The 18,160-nt window shown below is 64.1% G+C and carries 17 protein-coding genes and 1 pseudogene; 6 read left to right on the top strand and 12 right to left on the bottom strand.

Annotation, left to right across the window (positions count from 1 at the left end):
- From EN949_RS08310 to EN949_RS08300, 3 genes and pseudogenes are all read right to left on the bottom strand, one after another.
- Positions 1-562, bottom strand: a pseudogene (locus EN949_RS08310) (undecaprenyl-phosphate glucose phosphotransferase); the annotation flags it as partial.
- Between the two features lie 94 nt (positions 563-656).
- Complete coding sequence (locus tag EN949_RS08305; RefSeq protein WP_013532221.1) at positions 657-1,787, bottom strand: glycosyltransferase family 4 protein; 1,131 nt, start codon at positions 1,785-1,787, stop codon at positions 657-659.
- Between the two features lie 10 nt (positions 1,788-1,797).
- Positions 1,798-2,361: a polysaccharide biosynthesis/export family protein gene (locus tag EN949_RS08300; protein ID WP_013532220.1), complete on the bottom strand. Its 564-nt coding sequence runs from the start codon at positions 2,359-2,361 to the stop codon at positions 1,798-1,800.
- A 260-nt stretch (positions 2,362-2,621) separates the two neighbouring features.
- Between EN949_RS08300 and EN949_RS08295 the strand changes: the two genes are divergently transcribed.
- Complete coding sequence (locus EN949_RS08295) at positions 2,622-4,892, top strand: exopolysaccharide transport family protein (protein ID WP_127365798.1); 2,271 nt, start codon at positions 2,622-2,624, stop codon at positions 4,890-4,892.
- A gap of 46 nt (positions 4,893-4,938) precedes the next feature.
- Here EN949_RS08295 and EN949_RS08290 read toward each other — a convergent pair whose 3' ends face one another.
- Positions 4,939-5,775: a GNAT family N-acetyltransferase gene (locus tag EN949_RS08290; protein ID WP_127365799.1), complete on the bottom strand. Its 837-nt coding sequence runs from the start codon at positions 5,773-5,775 to the stop codon at positions 4,939-4,941.
- Between the two features lie 4 nt (positions 5,776-5,779).
- A complete protein-coding gene (locus EN949_RS08285) occupies positions 5,780-7,003 on the bottom strand; it encodes a GNAT family N-acetyltransferase (RefSeq protein ID WP_127365800.1) in 1,224 nt (407 codons plus the stop codon).
- Between the two features lie 91 nt (positions 7,004-7,094).
- Here EN949_RS08285 and EN949_RS08280 point away from each other — a divergent pair, with 91 nt between their 5' ends.
- On the top strand, positions 7,095-8,153 hold the full coding sequence (locus EN949_RS08280; RefSeq protein WP_127365801.1) for a polysaccharide deacetylase family protein: 1,059 nt from the start codon (positions 7,095-7,097) through the stop codon (positions 8,151-8,153).
- A 15-nt stretch (positions 8,154-8,168) separates the two neighbouring features.
- Here EN949_RS08280 and EN949_RS08275 read toward each other — a convergent pair whose 3' ends face one another.
- A complete protein-coding gene (locus EN949_RS08275; RefSeq protein ID WP_063167779.1) occupies positions 8,169-8,384 on the bottom strand; it encodes a DUF2842 domain-containing protein in 216 nt (71 codons plus the stop codon).
- Positions 8,385-8,582: 198 nt separating this feature from the next.
- On the opposite strand from EN949_RS08275, the gene EN949_RS08270 reads away from it, so the two are divergent.
- Complete coding sequence (locus EN949_RS08270; protein ID WP_082826667.1) at positions 8,583-9,674, top strand: COX15/CtaA family protein; 1,092 nt, start codon at positions 8,583-8,585, stop codon at positions 9,672-9,674.
- A gap of 25 nt (positions 9,675-9,699) precedes the next feature.
- Here EN949_RS08270 and EN949_RS08265 read toward each other — a convergent pair whose 3' ends face one another.
- The 3 genes from EN949_RS08265 to speB are packed head-to-tail and all read right to left on the bottom strand — an operon-like array spanning position 9,700 to position 12,503.
- Positions 9,700-10,542: an aminoglycoside phosphotransferase family protein gene (locus EN949_RS08265; protein ID WP_206523557.1), complete on the bottom strand. Its 843-nt coding sequence runs from the start codon at positions 10,540-10,542 to the stop codon at positions 9,700-9,702.
- Positions 10,539-11,465 (bottom strand): N-acetyl-gamma-glutamyl-phosphate reductase, encoded by a 927-nt coding sequence (gene argC, locus EN949_RS08260; protein ID WP_013532212.1) that lies wholly within the window; start codon positions 11,463-11,465, stop codon positions 10,539-10,541. Before argC ends, EN949_RS08265 begins: the two co-directional genes overlap by 4 nt.
- A 30-nt stretch (positions 11,466-11,495) precedes the next feature.
- Entirely contained in the window at positions 11,496-12,503 is a 1,008-nt protein-coding gene (gene speB, locus EN949_RS08255; protein ID WP_013532211.1) for an agmatinase, read from the bottom strand.
- Positions 12,504-12,626: 123 nt separating this feature from the next.
- Between speB and EN949_RS08250 the strand changes: the two genes are divergently transcribed.
- Both EN949_RS08250 and EN949_RS08245 read left to right on the top strand, forming a co-directional pair.
- Positions 12,627-13,835 carry an acyltransferase gene (locus EN949_RS08250; RefSeq protein ID WP_024504663.1) on the top strand — a complete coding sequence of 403 codons (1,209 nt, stop codon included), beginning with the start codon at positions 12,627-12,629 and terminating at the stop codon, positions 13,833-13,835.
- A 96-nt stretch (positions 13,836-13,931) separates the two neighbouring features.
- A complete protein-coding gene (locus EN949_RS08245) occupies positions 13,932-14,990 on the top strand; it encodes a glycerophosphodiester phosphodiesterase family protein (protein ID WP_013532209.1) in 1,059 nt (352 codons plus the stop codon).
- A 50-nt stretch (positions 14,991-15,040) separates the two neighbouring features.
- On the opposite strand, the gene EN949_RS08240 is transcribed toward EN949_RS08245, so the two are convergent.
- Positions 15,041-15,928, bottom strand: coding sequence for an aldo/keto reductase family oxidoreductase (locus EN949_RS08240; protein WP_127366942.1), 888 nt, complete (start codon positions 15,926-15,928; stop codon positions 15,041-15,043).
- Between the two features lie 91 nt (positions 15,929-16,019).
- Here EN949_RS08240 and EN949_RS08235 point away from each other — a divergent pair, with 91 nt between their 5' ends.
- Positions 16,020-16,919, top strand: coding sequence for a LysR family transcriptional regulator (locus EN949_RS08235; RefSeq protein ID WP_127366943.1), 900 nt, complete (start codon positions 16,020-16,022; stop codon positions 16,917-16,919).
- Positions 16,920-17,113: 194 nt separating this feature from the next.
- Here the strand turns inward: EN949_RS08235 and rpsI are convergent, their stop codons facing one another.
- Both rpsI and rplM read right to left on the bottom strand, forming a co-directional pair.
- Complete coding sequence (gene rpsI, locus EN949_RS08230; protein WP_023810272.1) at positions 17,114-17,596, bottom strand: 30S ribosomal protein S9; 483 nt, start codon at positions 17,594-17,596, stop codon at positions 17,114-17,116.
- 1 nt (position 17,597) lies between these two features.
- Positions 17,598-18,062, bottom strand: coding sequence for a 50S ribosomal protein L13 (rplM, locus tag EN949_RS08225; RefSeq protein ID WP_013532205.1), 465 nt, complete (start codon positions 18,060-18,062; stop codon positions 17,598-17,600).
- Between the last annotated feature and the right edge of the window lie 98 nt (positions 18,063-18,160).

Here is an 18,160-nt window from a genome sequence, read left to right as displayed (position 1 = left end):
CGATGACGGCGCGCCGCTCCATGCGGCCATCGCGCGCCCAGGCCCGGATCAGCTTCGACATTACCAGCCTGAGGCCGAAGATGAGAACGAAGCCGATGACGAACCAGCTGCCCAACAAAAGACGCGAATAGTTTTCCGACATCTTCATGACGAACGCCGTCAGCGCCATGAGGGCGAAAGTGCCGGCCCAGACCAGCAGCACGCGGCCGAAATTGGCGATCGGCCGCATCAGGGCGACGATCTGGTAGCAGTCGGTGACGTCGAGCAGCACCACGGCAAGGAACGACGCGGCGGCGATCGTTACCGGATACTGCCAGGCGAGATAATTGAAGAACCCGACATAATGGAAATAGACGGCGAGCCCGGACAGGAACAGCAAGCCGAATTCGACCATGCGCAGGACACCGCTGACCATGATCGGCGACATCGTATCGCGCCGGTACTGCGAGGCGACCTGGCGCGCGACATCGTTCATGCCGCTTGGCGTGTCGCCATCGGCCGGGCCGTCGAATTTACGCACCGCCTCTGCTGAAAAGCGGCGCGCGGGGTCGATCTCGTTCATGAGGGCTTTCCGCAAGCTTCCCCCCGGTCATAGCAAAAGAGAGCTAAGAAACCCTTGAAACAACATACGGCTTTGGAACGGCTTGGTCCTGCGCCTACCTGTCGAGCGCGGCGAAATAGGCGTTCTCGATGTCGGCGGCCATCACATCGGCGCCGAAGCGCGCCTTGAGGTCGGCCCCATCCGGCATCAGGTCGCGATAGGCGGCCGGGTCGGCCAGCGCCTGGCTCATCCTTTCGGCGAGCTCGATCGGGTCAGGTCGGATCAGGGCAGGGGAACCGGTGTCGAATATCTCCGGAATGCCGCCGACCGCTGTTGCGATCATCGGCTTTCCCGCGGCAAGCGTTTCCAGGACGATATAGGGCATGGCTTCGGCGCGCGAAGGAACGATGATAAGCGCGGCAAGGGCAAAGGCCTCCCTGGCCGGCATCGGCGGTAGGAAGCGGACATGGCGCTCGAGCCCGAGGCGTTTCACTTGCCCGTGGTAACGCGGTAGGTCGTCGCCGTCGCCGACCATCACCGCGGTCAGCGCGCGGCCGAACCGTGGGCCGGCGAGCGCCAATGCGTCGATGAAGATGTCCGGCCCCTTCAGGTCGCGCATCATGCCGATATAAAGCAGGTCGGCTGCGTCCGGGGCGGTGATCACCGGCTCGAATTCTGTGGCGCGCAGGCCGTTATAGACCAAGGTGTTGGGAATGGGCGGCTCGCCGACCTTGTGGCGATAGGTCCGCCGCTCATAGTCCGAGACAAACAGCAGATAGTCGGTGAAGCGAGCCATGAAGCGCTCGAGCGCGAAGAACAGCTTTCCGGTGGTCGTGTTCTCGTCATAGTGGAGGGAGCCGCCATGCGGCGAATAAAGGCGGGCTACGCGAGACCTTGATACCCGCAACAACGAGCCGAACAGACGGGCATAGGCGCCACCCTTGGCGCCGTGCCCGTGCAGTACGTCCGGCCGCAATTCCTTGATGATCCTGTACGTGCGCCAGGCCGAGGCAAGGTCGCCGGGACCGACGTGGCGCTGCATCGGCGTGCGATGAATGCCGAGCGCCAGCATGTTCTTCATCTGCTCGAACAGATGTTCCTCGAACGCGCCGCCCGTCGTCGAATCGCAGACGATGCCGACGGAATGCCCGGCGGCGACCTGCGCCTCGGTCAGGTCGCGCACATGCCGGAAAATTCCTCCGACGGGTGAGCGAAAGCAATGGACGATCCTGAGCCTGTCCGCCACTTGGTATCTGTCAGAACAGGCGTTCGCGGACGTAGACCGTATCGCCCGGCAGCAGCGGGTCGGAGGTGACCACGCGGCCGGTCATCACCTTGCCGTTGATGTCGCGGGTGATGTCGACGCTTTCCTGGTTGGCGCGCGGCGTGAAGCCGCCGGCAATGGCGATTGCCTTCTGCACCGTCAGGCCGGGGACGTAAGAGTATTGGCCGGCGGCACCCACTTCGCCCATGACGAAAATCGGCCGGTAGCGGTCGATCTCGACCGAAACGTCGGGATCGCGCAGATAGCCTTGCCGCAATTTGTCGGCGATCTCCTTTTCCATCTGCTGCGCGGTGTGGCCGCGCGCCGGTATGGCGCCGACAAGCGGGAAGGAGAGATAGCCGGATTGATCGACGCTGTAGGTGTTGGTCAGCCCGTCCTGCTCGAACACGGTGACGCGGACGCGATCGCCGGCGCCAAGACGGTAGGGCTGATCGAGCACCTCATGGAAGGCGGCCGGCGTCGGCCGGTAGCTGGAACAGCCAGCCAGCATCGATACGGCAAGCAGCGCGCGAAACAGGGAAGCAGTGCTTTTCATGACCGGACAAGTACCTTCGACTGGGCCGCTGCGGCGTCGCAGCAAACATCAGGGATCGAGGCCCGTTATCATCCTGTTAGGGTTAATGGCCGGTAAAGGGAGCGGCCGACACGTGGCGCATCGGCAAGAGTTTTTGCGATTTCTGGCGGTTTTGTTTGTCGCCCGCCAGTAAACCCTAACGGAAACTTACCGCGATCTTAACGGCTGAGTTACCATAGTTGTTTACGGTGCGTGCTGACCCAGTATCGGAGTAGGGATGCATGTCCGTTCAGTCCGCGGCCGCAGATGTCGATGTCGATCTCAGGCAGCTCTTCGCCAGCCTGGCGAGGAATTGGCTGCGTATAGGCCTCGTCGTCCTGTTGGCGACCGGGCTGGCCTTTGCTTTCGCCTCGCTGGCAACCCGGCACTACAAGGCCGAGACGCAGGTGGAGATCGCGCCGCGCGAATCCATCTACACGCGGCCGGCCAGCAACAACAACGACACCGACAAGCCTATTCTCGACGAGCAGGGCGTCGCCACCCAGGTCCAGATCATTTCCTCCAACGAAATCCTCAAGCAGGTCTCGCAAACGCTTGGGCTGGAAAAACTGCCCGAGTTCAATGAAGCGCTCGACATGTCGGCGCTGAGCCGCGCTCTGGTCCTGGTCGGCCTGAAAAGCGACCCGATGGAAATTCCGACGGAAGAGCGCGTGCTCAAGAAAATGCACGAGAAGCTCAACGTCTACGGCGTCGAGAAGACCCGCATCATTGCCATCGAGTTCTCATCGGAAGATCCCAAGCTCGCGGCCGCCATACCGGACGCCATCGCTGCCGCCTATATAGCGGGGCAAGGGGCGGCCAAGCTCGAATCGAACAGCGCCGCGGCAGACTTCCTGGCGCCCGAGATCGCCGACCTGCAGCGGCAGGTCAAGGATGCGGAGGCGAAGGTCGCCGCCTATCGCGCCCAGTCCGATCTTCTGATGGGTGGCAACAATTCGGTGCTGGCCACCCAGCAGCTTTCAGAACTGTCGAGCGAACTGTCGAAAGTGCGCGCCAACCGCGCTGCGGCCGAAGCGACCGCCGACGGTGTGCGCAGGGCGCTGCAGAATGGCGGTTCGCTGGACGCCGTGCCGGAGGTTCTGTCATCGGACCTGATCCAGCGCTTGCGTGAGCGACAGGTCGAATTGCGCTCCAACATCGCCGATCTGTCGACGACGCTGCTTGGCAATCATCCGCGCATTCGCGCGCTGAAATCGCAACTGTCCGATCTCGACGCGCAGATCCGCAGCGAGGCCCAGAAGATCATGAAAGGCCTGTTGATGCAGGCCGAGACGGCAAAGGCCCGCGAGAACCAGCTCGTCGCCGACGTCAACACATTGAAAGCCGCTTCGGCGCAGGCCGGCGAACAACAGGTCGACCTCGACGCACTGCAGCGCGACGCGACCGCCAAGCGACAGCAGCTCGAACTCTACCTGACCAACTACCGCGAAGCCGCTTCGCGCCAGGACCGCAACTATCTGCCGGTCGACGCCCGGATCGCCTCGAAGGCGTCGGTTCCCTCCGAGGCCTATTTCCCGAAGGTCGGGCCGATCGTCGGCGCGGCTTTCGCCGCATCGCTGCTGATCATGGCCATCGTGACGCTTCTGCGGGAGCTGTTCTCAGGCCGCGCGATGCGGCCGGCGAGCGGTTCCCGTTTCGAACGGATCGATGAGGTGGCGATGCCCCATGTGGCGCAGACGCCGGCCGCCAAGCCATTTGTCCGCCCCGAGCCTGCCGTCTTCCAGGAACCCTTCATTCACCAGGAACTGCCTGAACCTGCGCATGAAGCCGATGCGGAGCCTTATGCCGCTGCGATGCAGGCCATGGCCGAGGCGCCGGATGTGGTCGCAATGCCCGCTACGGCGGCGACAGAGCAGACGGTTGTCGAGCCCGAACCGGCGCGCTCCACCCTGGGCGAGATCGACATCGAAAGGGCTGCCGAAAAGCTGATCTCAAGCGGTGCGGCGCGCGCCATATTCGTCTCGCCGGAAGGCGACGAGGCGGCTGCATCGGCGATCCTGGTGGCGCGCGAAGTCGCCGACGCCGGGCTGCGCGTGCTGTTGCTGGACCTCACCGCGTCGGGGGCCGCCTCGCGGCCGATGCTGGACAGCGGACTGTTTCCCGGCATCACCAACCTGCTCGCTTCGGAAGCGCAGTTCAGTGACGTCATCCATGCCGATCTCTACTCGGACTGTCACGTCATTCCGGTCGGAACCGCCGATCCGGTCCGCGCCATGCGCGCCGCCGACCGGCTGCCGATCATCATGCAGTCGCTGACAACGGCTTATGATCTGGTCGTGGTCGAATGCGGACCAGCCGACGCGCAGGGCATCGGCCGTCTGACCGGCGACGCCACCGAGGTTTTTCTCTCCATGCTGGAGGCCGACGACGAGGTGACGCAAGCTGCCGTCAAACTGATCGAGAACGGCTATCCCGACCTGACGCTGGTGACGCCGCTCGGCCACGAACCGCCCGGCAATCCGGTGCCGGGACGGCGCACTGCCGCCGCCTGAGAGAGCCGCGGATCGCCTGGCGGAGCCGTTCGGCGGTTCGCCCGATCTAGCCCAGTTCCAGGGTCGTTACGCCGAACACCCTTTGCCGGTCCAGTTCCGGGGCAGGCCCCTTGTACATGCGCGTGGTGGTGAAGGTCGGCGCAAAGCCGGCCGCATCGAGCGCAGTTATGAAACCGGTGTTATCGGCGGGGACGTCGATATGCAGCTCGCCGCCCTCACAGGCACCGGCCAGTCCCTCCAGGAGTTGCAAAGCGATTTCCATGTCGTCGGCAAACAGCGGGCCGATCTTGAAGCCGGATCGACACCGGCGCGCCACGCCAAAGCCAGTGACGCCGCGCGAACCGATTGCCGCCAACCCATGATGCGGTTCTTGCAGCCATCGCTGCAGGAAGGCCCGCCGCGGCGCCGGAAAACAATGGGCGTCATAGGCGACGACATCGGACAGGAGTTGCGTTGTAATCGTCCGCAACCCATCGGCCCTGGCCGCCGGGCCTGCCTTGCGCCCGGTGAAGCGGATGGTCTCGTAGGCCGGCGCGAAGCCCTTGCGCCGGTAATTGGCCTGCTGCTCGGCGACGCCGTCAAGGCCGACGGTCCGGCCTGCAAGCCTTTTCATGCCGGCGTCCCACACCGTCTTGCCGTAGCCCATGCCGCGCATGTCAGGCCGGGAGATGTAGAGGCCGATGAAGCCGAATTCGCTGCCATAGGCCACGGCCGAAATTGCCGTGACCATGTCGTCGCCGACAAAGGCGCCGATGAAGCCTTCGGGGTCCGCCGCCTGGAGCATCGCCGGGTCTTCAAGACCTGGGTTCCAGCCTTCCGCGGCTGCCCAGTCGACGAGAAGCGCCAGTTCCTGCAGGGACAGTGTGCGGATGATCGGCGTCATTGCGTTAGCTATCTTCTTCCGAGGGCGCCGCCTGGCCGGCGGCTTTGCGGCGCAGTACCTTGGTCAGCTTCCAGATCGTGGGGCTGTTCTTGACGAAGGCTTTCAGCCGCGCGCCTTGCCGAAGCGTCAGCGCCAGCATGCGGCCCTTCACGGTCAAGGGGACCAGCACTTCGAAATGCCGCGTTTCGATATCGCACCACAGCCGCTTGTAAGGCTCATCTCCTACCGAAAAGTCATAGACCTCGAAACCGGTCTCGCAGGCTTCCTGGATGTTGTCGAAGAACAGGAAGTCGCCGGGGCTGGCGTGCCCGAGATCGTCCTCGGCGATCGCTCCGAATTCGCAGATCAGGCGTTTGCCCGAGCGGCTTGAACCGGTAATGGCGCGCAGCTTACCGGCAACCTCGAGCCCGTGCAGCACGAAGGAAGGCTTGTCCTCGCTAAGTGCTTGCGAAAACAGCGCGCGGAAGAAGCCGCGCACCTGCGCGTCGCCGAAGACGTTGGCGATGCCCATCTTGCGGAAGCGGAGTTCCTTCATCTCGAAGAAGGCGTCGAGCAGCCTGTCGACCTCGTCGGGGGTGCGGGCCTCGATGCGCCGGTGGCTGCCGACGGTCTCGAATTTCCGGATCTGCGACCGGTGCTTCTTGCGTTTGCGTTTGCCGCTGGCGCGAGAAAGCAGCGCATCGAAGCCGCCGGCGAGATCGACGGCCAGCGACAGATTGGGGCTGGAAAAATGGTCAAGCGATGCGAGCGGATTGGCGACGCCCTCGAGATCGGGCAGCAACCGCTCGAGCGCGACCAGATCGATGTCCGGGCGTGCGTTGGCGATGGCCGCCAGCACCGATCGGAGGGCCGGCATATCCGCCTTGGCCAGCCAGTTCGGGTCCGCGGCGACGAAGTTGCCGTTGGCGTGGCGCCCACCCATGAAGCGGGCGATCCGGAACGGCCCCTTCGAGGCAATCTCCAGCGCCAGCGAAAAAACCGGTTTGCCCTCGGCACTCAGCGTCGCGACGAGCAGGTCCGGTCGTGTCTCGGCCGCCCAATTCAGGATCCAGGCAGCACTCTGCGCCGGACCAAACAGAGCCGAGCGGCAGAACTCGGCATAGGCCGCCAGTCCGTCCGTGGACGCCACCGAGATCGACAGGCCGGCACGGTCCCGTGGCAAGGCGCGCGACGATGCCTCGGTTGCCGCAAGCCGATTGCCGTCAAATGACGCAGTTGCGTCAACCATACCTCAATCCTTAGGGCGTATTGGTCGCGATTTGGGGGTTCGCATAGGCGCATTCCGTGCTTGGATCAGCCTAGGCGCAAAAGGTGAATGAATGATCGACGGCGGGGAGGCAATCCGGAAACTGGCGCTGAACGTCGCCCGCTATACCGGCCTTGCACCGCTGGCCAAGCCGTTCATCGGCGGCATTGGCGCCATCCTGATGCTGCACCGTGTTACCGCGACGCCGGAAAAGCCGGACGGCGTCAACCGGCATCTGAATATCGCGCCCGGGTTCCTCGATGCCATGATCGCCGACATGAAGGCGCATGGCTATGCCTTCGTCTCCATGGACGAAGCCGTCGAGCGCATCAAGGCGGGCGGCAAAGGCGGTCAGTTTGCCACGATCACCGCCGACGATGCCTATCGCGACAATATGGTCGAGGCGCTGCCGGTGCTGGAGAAGCACGGCGCGCCGATCACCATCTATGTCGCGCCCGGGCTGATCAACGGCACAGCCGACCTGTGGTGGGACGTTGTCGAGGACATCGTCAACGCGCGCGATACCTTGACGCTGACGCGGCCGAAGGGTCCGCTGACGATCGATTGCTCGACCCCCGCGAAGAAGCTGCAGGCGAATGGACGCCTGCACGCCTATCTCACCTCCGAAATCCGCGAGAAGGACCTGCAGGCGGTGTTGCGCGATCTGGCTCGCGCAAATGGCATCGACGCCGACGGTCCGCGCCTGCGCACATTGATGAACTGGGACGAAATCCGCCGCATCGCCGCGCATCCGCTGGTGACGATCGGCGCCCATACGATCAACCACAGCAATCTGAAGCGGCTCTCCGAAGCCGATGCCCGGCACGAGATCGGCGCCGTGCGCGCCATGTTGCTGGCCGAACTGGGCGAAGAGCCCCGCCATTTCGCTTACCCCTATGGCTATGCGAGTGCCGTAGGCTGTCGCGAAGTCGGCTTTGCCCGTGACGCAGGCTACACCTCTGCCGTGACGACGCGCCACGGCGTGCTGCGCGCCGAACATGCCGGGTTCCTGCATGCTTTGCCGCGGATTTCCGTCAACGGCCGCTATCAGAGCCTCGCCCATATTCGCACCATGCTGTCGGGCGTGACGACGCCGCTCGCCAATGCCGGCAAGATGGTCGTCACCATCTGACGCTGGCGGTTTCGCCTAGCGCTTGGCCCTCGGCTCCAGCATCAGCCATTTGATGATGCCCATTGCCGGCAGCACCCAGACCAGGCCGCTGAGCAGGAAGAACAGGAAATGCACCCACGGACCCGACTCCGACAGCCGGGCGACCGCGAAGATCGATGCGACCAGCGCATAGATGATGACCAGCGCCACCAGCAGAAACATTCCGATCAGCTTTTTCAGGCGCAGGGGCATGGTTGGTCTCCTGATCGAGCATGCCGGAATTTGCACAGGCGGCCTGGCAGGCTCAAGGGGTAACGGCCTCGCATAGGCCTTGAGGCGAGACTGCGCAACCGGTGAGACGCGGCGCGACGGCGTGCCGCGCCGGATGGTCTTGCCAGCACGGGTGCGATGGTCCACCAATCCGCCAAATCAACCTGCCGGGACAAGATCATGGCTGCCATATCAGCTGCCGCGCCATACGTCGCCCGCGACCGCGACCTGCATAACCGGGCGCTGCTGCGCGCCTGGCTCTATGTGGTGCTTCTGGTGCTGTTTGCGCTGGTGCTGGTCGGCGGCGCCACCAGGCTCACCGATTCCGGCCTGTCGATTACGCAGTGGAAGCCGATCCATGGCGTGATCCCGCCGCTCAACGATGCCGAGTGGCAAGAGGAATTCCAGCTCTACCAGCAGATCCCGCAATATGCCGAGCTCAACAAGGGCATGGGCATCGAAGCGTTCAAATCGATCTTCTGGTGGGAATGGGCGCATCGCATCCTGGCGCGCAGCGTCGGCCTGGTCTTCGCCTTGCCGCTGCTGTTTTTCTGGGCAACGCGCCGCATCGAGCGCGGCCTGGGTCGGAAACTCGTGGGCATTCTGCTGCTTGGCGGCCTGCAAGGCGCCATCGGCTGGTGGATGGTGGCCTCTGGCCTGGTCGACCGGGTCTCCGTCAGCCAGTACCGCCTGGCGACCCACCTGACCCTTGCCGCACTGATCTTCACCGCCACCATGGTGGTCGCGCGCGGGTTGGCGCCGCATTCCGAGCCTGCCGCCGATAGGTCGACGCAGAGGCTGGCCGGCTTCATCGTGCTGCTGGCGCTGATCCAGATCTATCTCGGCGGCCTGGTCGCCGGGCTCGATGCGGGTCTGAGCTACAACACCTGGCCGCTGATGGACGGCAAGATCATTCCCGGCGATCTGCTGATCCTCGAGCCGGCATGGCGCAACTTCTTCGAGAGCCCGAAGACGGTGCAGTTCGTCCATCGGCTTGGCGCTTACACGGTATTCGTCGTGGCCTTGTGGCACATGATCGCCACGCGCCGGCGGCTGCCAGGCTCGACGCATGCGCGCCGCGCGACGCTGCTGTTTCTACTGGTGCTGGTGCAGGCCTCGATCGGCGTCGGCACGCTGCTCATGCATGTGCCGTTGCATATGGCGCTGACCCATCAGGGATTTGCGCTGATCGTGCTGGGCTTTGCAGCAGCCCATTGGCGCGGCACCAAGGGCGCCTATCCCTTGCCGACGGGAATAGCGCTCAGGGGCTGATCCCGAGCCGATCTACTGGGTCGGATCAGAAGCTTGCCCGCACCGCCCGGATCGCCTTGACGATCGACATTTCGCGATTCTCCTCGACCGCATTGTCGTCCTCGTGATGCCAGGACGCCGACAGGCATCCATAGGCAATGGCATGATCGAGGATAGCGGTCGGTGTCTGGCTCAGTGTTCTGGCAAAGATCTCGGCCATATCAGCGATCCGCTTCGGATCGAGGCAGAGATCGTCCCGGTCGAGCGGGTTGTAGAACATGTTCGCCGCGTCGAAGCCGGGATCGCCGAGCACGCCCTTCGGATCGATCGCCAGCCAGCCGCGCGGCCCGTGCAGGATGTTTTCGTGATGCAGATCGCCATGCAGGGGCCTGATGTCGTGCGCATCGGCCAGCAGCCGCTCGGCGATGACGGCTGCCTCGACATAGAGGCTGTCAAGGCCGGCGTCGCGATCGGTATTCGCCTTGTCGAACAGGCTGGCGAAGCGTTCCCGGAGCGGCTGAAGCTCGGGCGGGTAGGGGGCTTTCCCCCGTGAAAACAGTTTTGCCATCAGCTCCGCCGCGATTGCGGTCGCGGCAAAGTCGCCCTGTTCGTCGAGAACCTGCTGCAGCAGGGTTTCACCGGCATATTCGAGCAGCATGCTGTGGCCGTCGCGGCCGAGCAGACGCACCGCGCCTTCGCCGCGCCGCCAGGCGAGATAGTGCTCTCCGCGCAACTCGTCGGCGACGTCATCGAAAGGCTTCAGCGCCTTGACGATCGCCGGCGATCCGTCTTCGCGCAAAACCTTCCAGATGCGGCTCGAAAAGGTCTCGGCAATGAGTTCGGGCGCGCTGACTTTCCAGCGCGCCGGAAAGGCTGGCGTGTCCATCAGAGGCCGAGCATCAGATCCATGTTCTGGACGGCGGCACCCGAGGCGCCCTTGCCGAGATTGTCGTAGACCGCCAGCAGCAGGGCCTGCGCCCGTTTGTCGTTGGCGAAGACATAGACCTTCATCCGGTTGGTGCCGTTGTAGATCTCCGGATCGATCTCCGGCATGCGCTCCGAATGCGCATAGGGCGCCACCTCGACCACACCGCCCTTGATGGCGGCGAAATGGTCGGCAATCGCCGCATGCAGCTCCGCACCGGTCGGCACATGGTCGAGGCCGCCGAGTTGCAATGGCACCACGGTGATCATGCCTTGCGCGAAATTGCCGACCGCCGGCTGCATGATCGGATCATGCGACAGCCTTGCATAGGCCCTCAATTCCGGCACGTGCTTGTGCTGCAGGGTGAGGCCGTAAGGCAGGAATTCCGAGGCGTCCTCGCCCTTGGCGACGTAGTCCTCGATCATCGGCCGTCCGCCGCCCGAATAGCCCGAAATGCCGTTGACGGTGATCGGAAAATCCGCCGGCAGCAGGCCTGCTGTGACCAGCGGCCGCAGCGTCGCGATCGGTCCCTGCGGCCAGCAGCCTGGGTTGGCGACGCGCTTTGCCGAGGCAATCGCCTTTGCCTGGTCCTTGTCCATCTCGGCGAAACCATACGCCCAGCCCTCCGCCACGCGATGCGCGGTCGACGCATCGATGACCCTGGTGGTGTCGTTGGCGATCAGCGAGACGCTTTCCTTCGCCGCGTCGTCGGGCAGGCACAGGATAGCGACATCGGCGGCATTGAGGAACTCGGCACGTGCCGCCGTTTCCTTGCGACGCTCGGTGGGGATGGAAATGATCTCCAGATCACCGCGCTCGGCAAGCAGCGCCCTGATCTGCAGGCCGGTGGTGCCGTGTTCGCCGTCGATGAAGATTTTCGGTTTCATGGGTTGTTCAAATTCCTTGAGTTTTCAAGACTATATGCCCTGACCCTGAATCACTGCGGCACCATTGTGATTGCCGTTGTTCAGCTCTTCAAGCCGGGCTTTCCGTTCAGCAAGCAGACCGAGATATTGCATGGCCACCATCGAGCCGGCGATTGCCGTTATATCGGCGTGATCATAGGCCGGCGCAACCTCTACGACATCGGCGCCGACAATATCGATCTGGTTGAGCTGGCGCAGAGTCGACAGGATCTTGGCCGAGGACGGGCCGCCGGCAACCGGCGTGCCTGTGCCGGGCGCATAGGCCGGATCGAGGCAGTCGATGTCGAAGGTGAGATAGGTCTTCTTGCCGCCGGTGCGGTCGACAATGGCGTAGGCAATGTCGGACGCCCGCATCTCCTCGATTTCATGGCCATGGAGGATCTTGATGCCGAACGTGTCGGGCGCATGGGTGCGGATGCCGATCTGGATCGACCGGTCGGGATCGATGATGCCTTCCTTGACGGCGCGACCGACGAAGGAGCCGTGGTCGATGCGCTTGCCGTCGTCCGGCCAGGTGTCCTGGTGGGCGTCGAACTGCACCAAAGCGAGCGGACCATGGATGGCGGCATGCGCCTTGAGCAGTGGCCAGGTGACGAAATGATCGCCGCCGAGCGTCAACAGGAAGGCGCCTGATTTGAGGATCTTCGCCGCTTCGCGCTCGATCGTGCCGGGCGTCTTCTGATGGTTGCCCGAATCGAGCAGGCAATCGCCGTAATCGACGACCGCCAGATGCTCGAACAGATCGCGTGAAAAGGGATACTGCGGGTCGTTGTCGAGGATCGCCGAGGCACGGCGGATCGCCTGCGGCCCGAAGCGGGCGCCAGGCCGGTTGGTGACGGCGGCATCGAAGGGAATACCCCACACCACCGCATCCGCGCCCTTCACGTCCTTGGTGTATTTGCGCCGCATGAACGACAGCGCGCCGGAATAGGTCGGCTCAAACGCGGCGCCCGTTTTGGAACGGGCGGTGAAGGCGTTGTCGATGGTGTGGTTCGCCATTACGGATCCTCGTTTTTCATCGGGTTGCAACAACTACAGAACCGGCACGGAAGATGCCAGTCATAGCTTGGCGAGACGGAATGGCGCTGCCCGAGTGCCACGGCAAGACAGGATTGTATCATCATGACGCAGACCGCGTTTCTCAACCCCACCCGTGCCGCGGCGTCGACCCACACCGGCACGGTCGCCGGCGAACGCTTCCTGGTCCTCGATTCGTGGCGCGGCATCTGCGCGCTTCTGGTGGCGCTGTTTCACTTTCCTACCGGTTCGACGATTTCGCAAAGCGCCTTCATCGGTTCGTCCTACCTGTTCGTCGATTTCTTCTTCGTCCTTTCCGGCTTCGTCATCGCCAGCAGCTACGGCGATCGGCTCAACCAACCGGGACAGGTCGCGCGTTTCGCCCTGGTCCGTTTCGGCCGCATCTACCCGCTGCATCTGCTCATGCTTGCCGCCTTCGCCGGTTTCGAGCTGCTGCGGCTGATGCTGCCGCAATTGCACGGCACGGGGGCTGCCCCCTTCACCGGCGGCTTCGACCTCAACAGCCTGCTTGCCAATCTCCTTCTGCTGCAGGGTGTCGGCTTCGAGGATCAATTGACCTGGAATGCGCCGAGCTGGAGCATTTCGGCCGAGTTCTTCGCCTATCTCCTGTTTGCCGGCGTGGTCTTCGTCGCCGGCGCGCGCGCCTGGATATGGTTCGTCGCGGCCGCCGTCACCGCGCCGCTGTTCCTGCTCGGCTTCTCGACCCATCATATGGATGTGTCCTTCGATTTCGGCTTCATCCGTTGCCTGTACGGCTTCTCGCTCGGCGCCTTGCTGGCCTGGTTTCAGCATGATTCCATTGCAGGGGCGCGACAGGCTCTCGCCAGGGGCGGCCCGCGCATGGACTGGACCCTTGCCGAAATCGTCATGGTGGCCGTCATCGTGCTTTTCGTTTCGCTGGCGGGCGACAATGACTTCGGCATCGCGGCACCCCTGGTGTTCGCGCTGGCGCTGTTTCTGTTCGCCCATGAGGGTGGCTGGATCAGCGCCTTGCTCAGAGCCCCGTTCATGCTGACGCTCGGCGCGCTGTCCTATTCGATCTACATGGTCCACATCTTCGTCCAGGCGCGCCTGATCAACGTCGCGGGGCTGGTCGAGCGCAAGCTCGGCCTTGGCCTGATCGGCGACTTCATGCTGCGCGGCCAGCCTGCCACCGGCTTCGGTGCCGGCTGGACGGGGGCGGTGGCGATCGTCGTCATGCTCGCCGCTACCATTGCCGCCTCCTGGATCACCTGGCGTTTTGTCGAGATGCCGGCCATGGCGTGGTTCCGCAGGCTCTCGAAACGCATCTGACGCACCTGCTGCGAGTATTCCGCTAGCCGGCTTCGTTCACCCAGATGTCACGGGCGTCGCCTATCCGGGTGTCGATCCGGCAAGGAGCGATTCTCGATGCGGACCATCTGGCTGAGTTTTCTGCTTTACACGGCCGTGGCAGCCGCCTCTGGCCAGGCCTTGGCCGGCGAGACCCGCGCCAGACAGATCCTCGACCGCTTCGAGCATGCCAACCAATGGCGCGATCACGTCATGGTGGCTGCGCATCGCGCCGGCAGCATGCAGGCCGGCAAGACGCTCTACGCGGAAAATTCGATTGCCGCCGTGGAGGGCTCGATCGCCATGGGCGCCGAAATCGTCGAGGTCGACATCAGGCGCTCGAAGGACGGCGAGTTCGTCGTCATGCATGACAGCTGGCTCGACCGCACCACGACCTGCAAGGGCGAGGTGGTCATGTACACGCTGGCCGAACTGAAGACATGCCGGCTGGTGGTCGAGGGCACCGGTGCGGCGACAAGTGAAACAGTCTCGACGCTGCACGAGATGCTGATGGCGACCAGAAACCGCATCCTCATCAACCTCGACAACAAGCTCGACGTCGGCGCCCTCCCGGGCATGATTGCGGTCGCTCGCGGTCTCGGCATGGCCGAACAGGTCATCGTCAAGGAGAACCTGTGGAATTCACAACGGATTTCCACGGTCAAGGCTGCCATGGAGACCATTGGCGGCGGCTTCCAGTTCATGCCGATCATCGCCGATGACGCGGTGCATGACGCCGGTTTCGCCGGGACGGTCGACCGCGCCTTCTCGCCGCGCGCGATCGAGTTGATCAACTGGCGGGCAGGCGCCGAGACGCTGACCGAGACGGGCGGGCCGCTGTTCAGCACGCGCATGCGCGCGGCCGCTGTGAGGGGCAACTGGCACATCTGGGCCGACACCTACGCCATCGCCAACAAACCGGGCGGCTTCCTCGCCGGCGGCCGCGGCGACGAACTGGCGGTGCAGGCCAGCCTGCCGCGCGAAAGCTGGGGTTTCTGGGCCGATCGCGGCGCCACCATCATCCAGACCGACGAGCCGAAGGCGGCAATCGACTGGCTGGCCGCGAATGGTTTTCGCGTGCCTTATGCCGACGAGGCGCGGCCGGTTGAGCCGGCGAATACGGCGAGCATCAATTAAGCGGCGGCTGACGCTGCCAATCTCCCTCACGAGGGGGAGATTGGCTAGCTTCAAGCCGCTAGCGCCACGCCGTCCAGTTCGCTGAGCGCATGCTGTGGCAATTCCAGTTCAGCCGCAGCGAGGTTCTCCCTGAGATGCCCGACCGACGATGTGCCGGGGATCAGCAGGATGTTGGGCGCGCGGCGCAGCAGCCAGGCGAGCGCGACCTGCATTGGCGTGGCGCCGAGGCGCGCCGCGATTTCCGACAGGGTGGAGGATTGCAGCGGGTTGAAGCCGCCGAGCGGGAAGAACGGCACATAGGCGATGCCATCGCGGGCAAGATCGTCGATCAGGGCATCGTCGCCGCGATGCGCCAGATTGTACTGGTTCTGCACGCAGACGATCTCGGCGATCCCCCGTCCTTGCGCGATCTGCGCCGGCGTCACGTTGCTCAGCCCGATGTGCCTGACCAGACCCTGTTGTTGGAGCTCGGCCAGCACGGTGAGCGGCGCTTCGATCGATCCCTCGGCGGGGCCATGGGTATCGAACATGATGCGTAGGTTGACGACATCGAGCACCTCGAGCCCGAGATTGCTGAGATTGTCGTGTACCGCCTGGGTGAGCTCTTCCGCGGAAAAGGCCGGCAGCCACGATCCATCCGCGCCGCGCCGGGCACCGATCTTGGTGACGATGACGAGATCTTGGGGATAGGGCGCCAGCGCCTCGCGGATCAGCCGGTTGGTGACGTGCGGACCGTAGAAGTCGCTGGTGTCGATATGGTCGACGCCTTGCGCAATCGCCTCGCGCAGCACGGCCAATGCCGCGTCATGATCCTTGGGCGGCCCGAACACGCCGGGTCCCGCGAGTTGCATGGCACCGTAGCCGAGCCGCTTCACGGTGCGGCTGCCAAGCTTGAAGGTGGCGGGGGCGAAGGTGCCGGATTGTTGGATGTTGGACATGATTGATCTCCTATGAGGAGGCAGAGATAGGCGCTGCCCAACCTCGTGATAATCCGGTACAATCCACACAGGCCGTGCGGAATGGCGAACAATGATGGACCTCAGCGATCTGAATGCTTTCGTGGCGGTGGCGCGCGCCGGCGGCTTTCGCGACGGCGCGCGTGCGAGCGGCGGCAGCGCCTCCGGCCTGAGTGAGGCGGTGCGTCGCCTGGAAGTGCAGCTCGGTGTCAGGCTGTTCAACCGCACGACGCGCAGCGTTGTCCCGACCGAGGCGGGCCTCAGCCTTCTGGAGCGGCTCGGCCCGGCGCTGTCGGAGGTGGAGGCGGCGCTGGACGTGGTGAACGGTTTTCGCGACAGGCCGGCGGGCTCGTTGCGTCTCAACGTGCCGGTCAGTGCTGCGCGGCTGATATTGCCCGACATCGTCCCTGGTTTCCTCGCCGCCTATCCTGGTATCCGGCTGGAGGTGATCGCCGACGAGAACTTCGTCGACGTGCTGGCGGCCGGCTGTGACGCCGGCATCCGCTATGACGAGCGGCTGGAACAGGACATGATCGCGGTGCCGATCGGGCCGCGCGTGCAGCGTTTCGCCACCGCCGCCAGCCCTGCCTATCTTGCTCGCCATGGGCGCCCGCAACACCCGAGCGACCTGCTTGGCCACTCCTGCGTGCGTGGGCGCTTTGCCAGCGGTGCGATGCTGCCGTGGGAATTCGAGCGAGACGGCGAGGTGGTGCGGGTCGATCCGACAGGCCCCTTGATCGTGCGGATCGGCGGGGCGACGGATCTTGCCGTCGACGCCGCTATTGCCGGCACCGGCATCATCGGCCTCTTCGAGGGCTGGCTGCGCCCTTACTTCGACAGCGGCGCTCTTGAGCCCGTGCTCGAGCCGTGGTGGCAGAGTTTTCCCGGACCGTTTCTCTATTATCCCGGCCGGCGCCTGGTTCCGGCCCCGCTGCGGGCGTTCATCGACTATATCAAGGGCGGCAAGGCCTGACCTGTTTTCCGGCGCCATCACCCCACCCGGCGCTCCGCGCCGACCTTCCCATTGAGGGGAGGTAGGGCGCCGCGCTCTTCTACCTCCCCTCGACGGGAAGGTCGCGCCGTAGGCGTGGGTGGGGTGACTGCCGAGCCGCAAACAAAAAGGCCGCCCGGAGGCGGCCTTTTCGATTGTCTGAAGCTGCGAAATGCTTAGCGCTTGGAAAACTGGAAGCTACGACGGGCCTTGGCCTTGCCGTACTTCTTGCGCTCGACGACGCGGCTGTCGCGGGTCAGGAAGCCGCCCTTCTTGAGCACGGCGCGCAGCGTCGGCTCGTAGTAGGTCAGCGCCTTGGAGATGCCGTGACGCACGGCGCCAGCCTGGCCGGAGAGACCGCCGCCGACGACTGTCGCGACGATGTCGTACTGGCCGGCGCGGTTGGAGGCGATGATCGGCTGGTTGAGGATCATCTGCAGAACCGGACGCGCGAAATAGGTCGCGAATTCCTTGTCGTTGACGATGATCTTGCCGGAACCCGGCTTCACCCAGACGCGCGCAATGGCGTTCTTGCGCTTGCCGGTGGCATAGGCGCGGCCCGACTTGTCGAGCTTCTGGACGTGGACGGGGGCCGCCGGCTGGGTATTGGTGTTGCCGGTGGCGGCGCCCAGTTCTGCGAGCGAGGAAAGCTCAGCCATCTTATGCGACCTTCTTGTTCTTGGCGTTCAGCTTGGCCACGTCGAGCACGACGGGCTGCTGGGCGACATGCGGATGCTCGGCGCCTGCATAGACGCGCAGGTTCTTCATCTGGCGACGGCCGAGCGGGCCACGCGGGACCATGCGCTCAACGGCCTTCTCGACGACACGCTCGGGGAAACGACCCTCGAGCAGCTGGCGCGCGGTGCGCTCCTTGATACCGCCTGGGTGGCCGGTGTGCCAGTAATAGACCTTGTCGGTGAATTTCTTGCCGGTGAACACCACCTTGTCGGCATTGATGACGATGACGTTGTCGCCGTCGTCGACGTGCGGGGTGAAGGTCGGCTTGTGCTTGCCGCGGAGATGATTGGCGATGACAGTGGCCAGACGACCGACGACGAGACCTTCGGCGTCGATCAGGATCCACTTCTTCACCACATCCGCAGGCTTCTGCGAAAAGGTTGTCATGTTTTCTGCTCTCGGTTTTGACCTTCATAAGAGAAGGCGTTTCTTGTTGCTTGGATTGGCGAAAGGCGCTTGCCCGCCGCCAATAACAAAACGGCGGC

The sequence above is a fragment of the Mesorhizobium sp. M7A.F.Ca.US.007.01.2.1 genome (assembly GCF_003998165.1).
Taxonomy (GTDB): Bacteria; Pseudomonadota; Alphaproteobacteria; order Rhizobiales; family Rhizobiaceae; genus Mesorhizobium; species Mesorhizobium ciceri.
The sequence above is the reverse complement of the archived record's forward strand: the minus strand, read 5'-3'. Positions and strand labels throughout refer to the sequence as shown.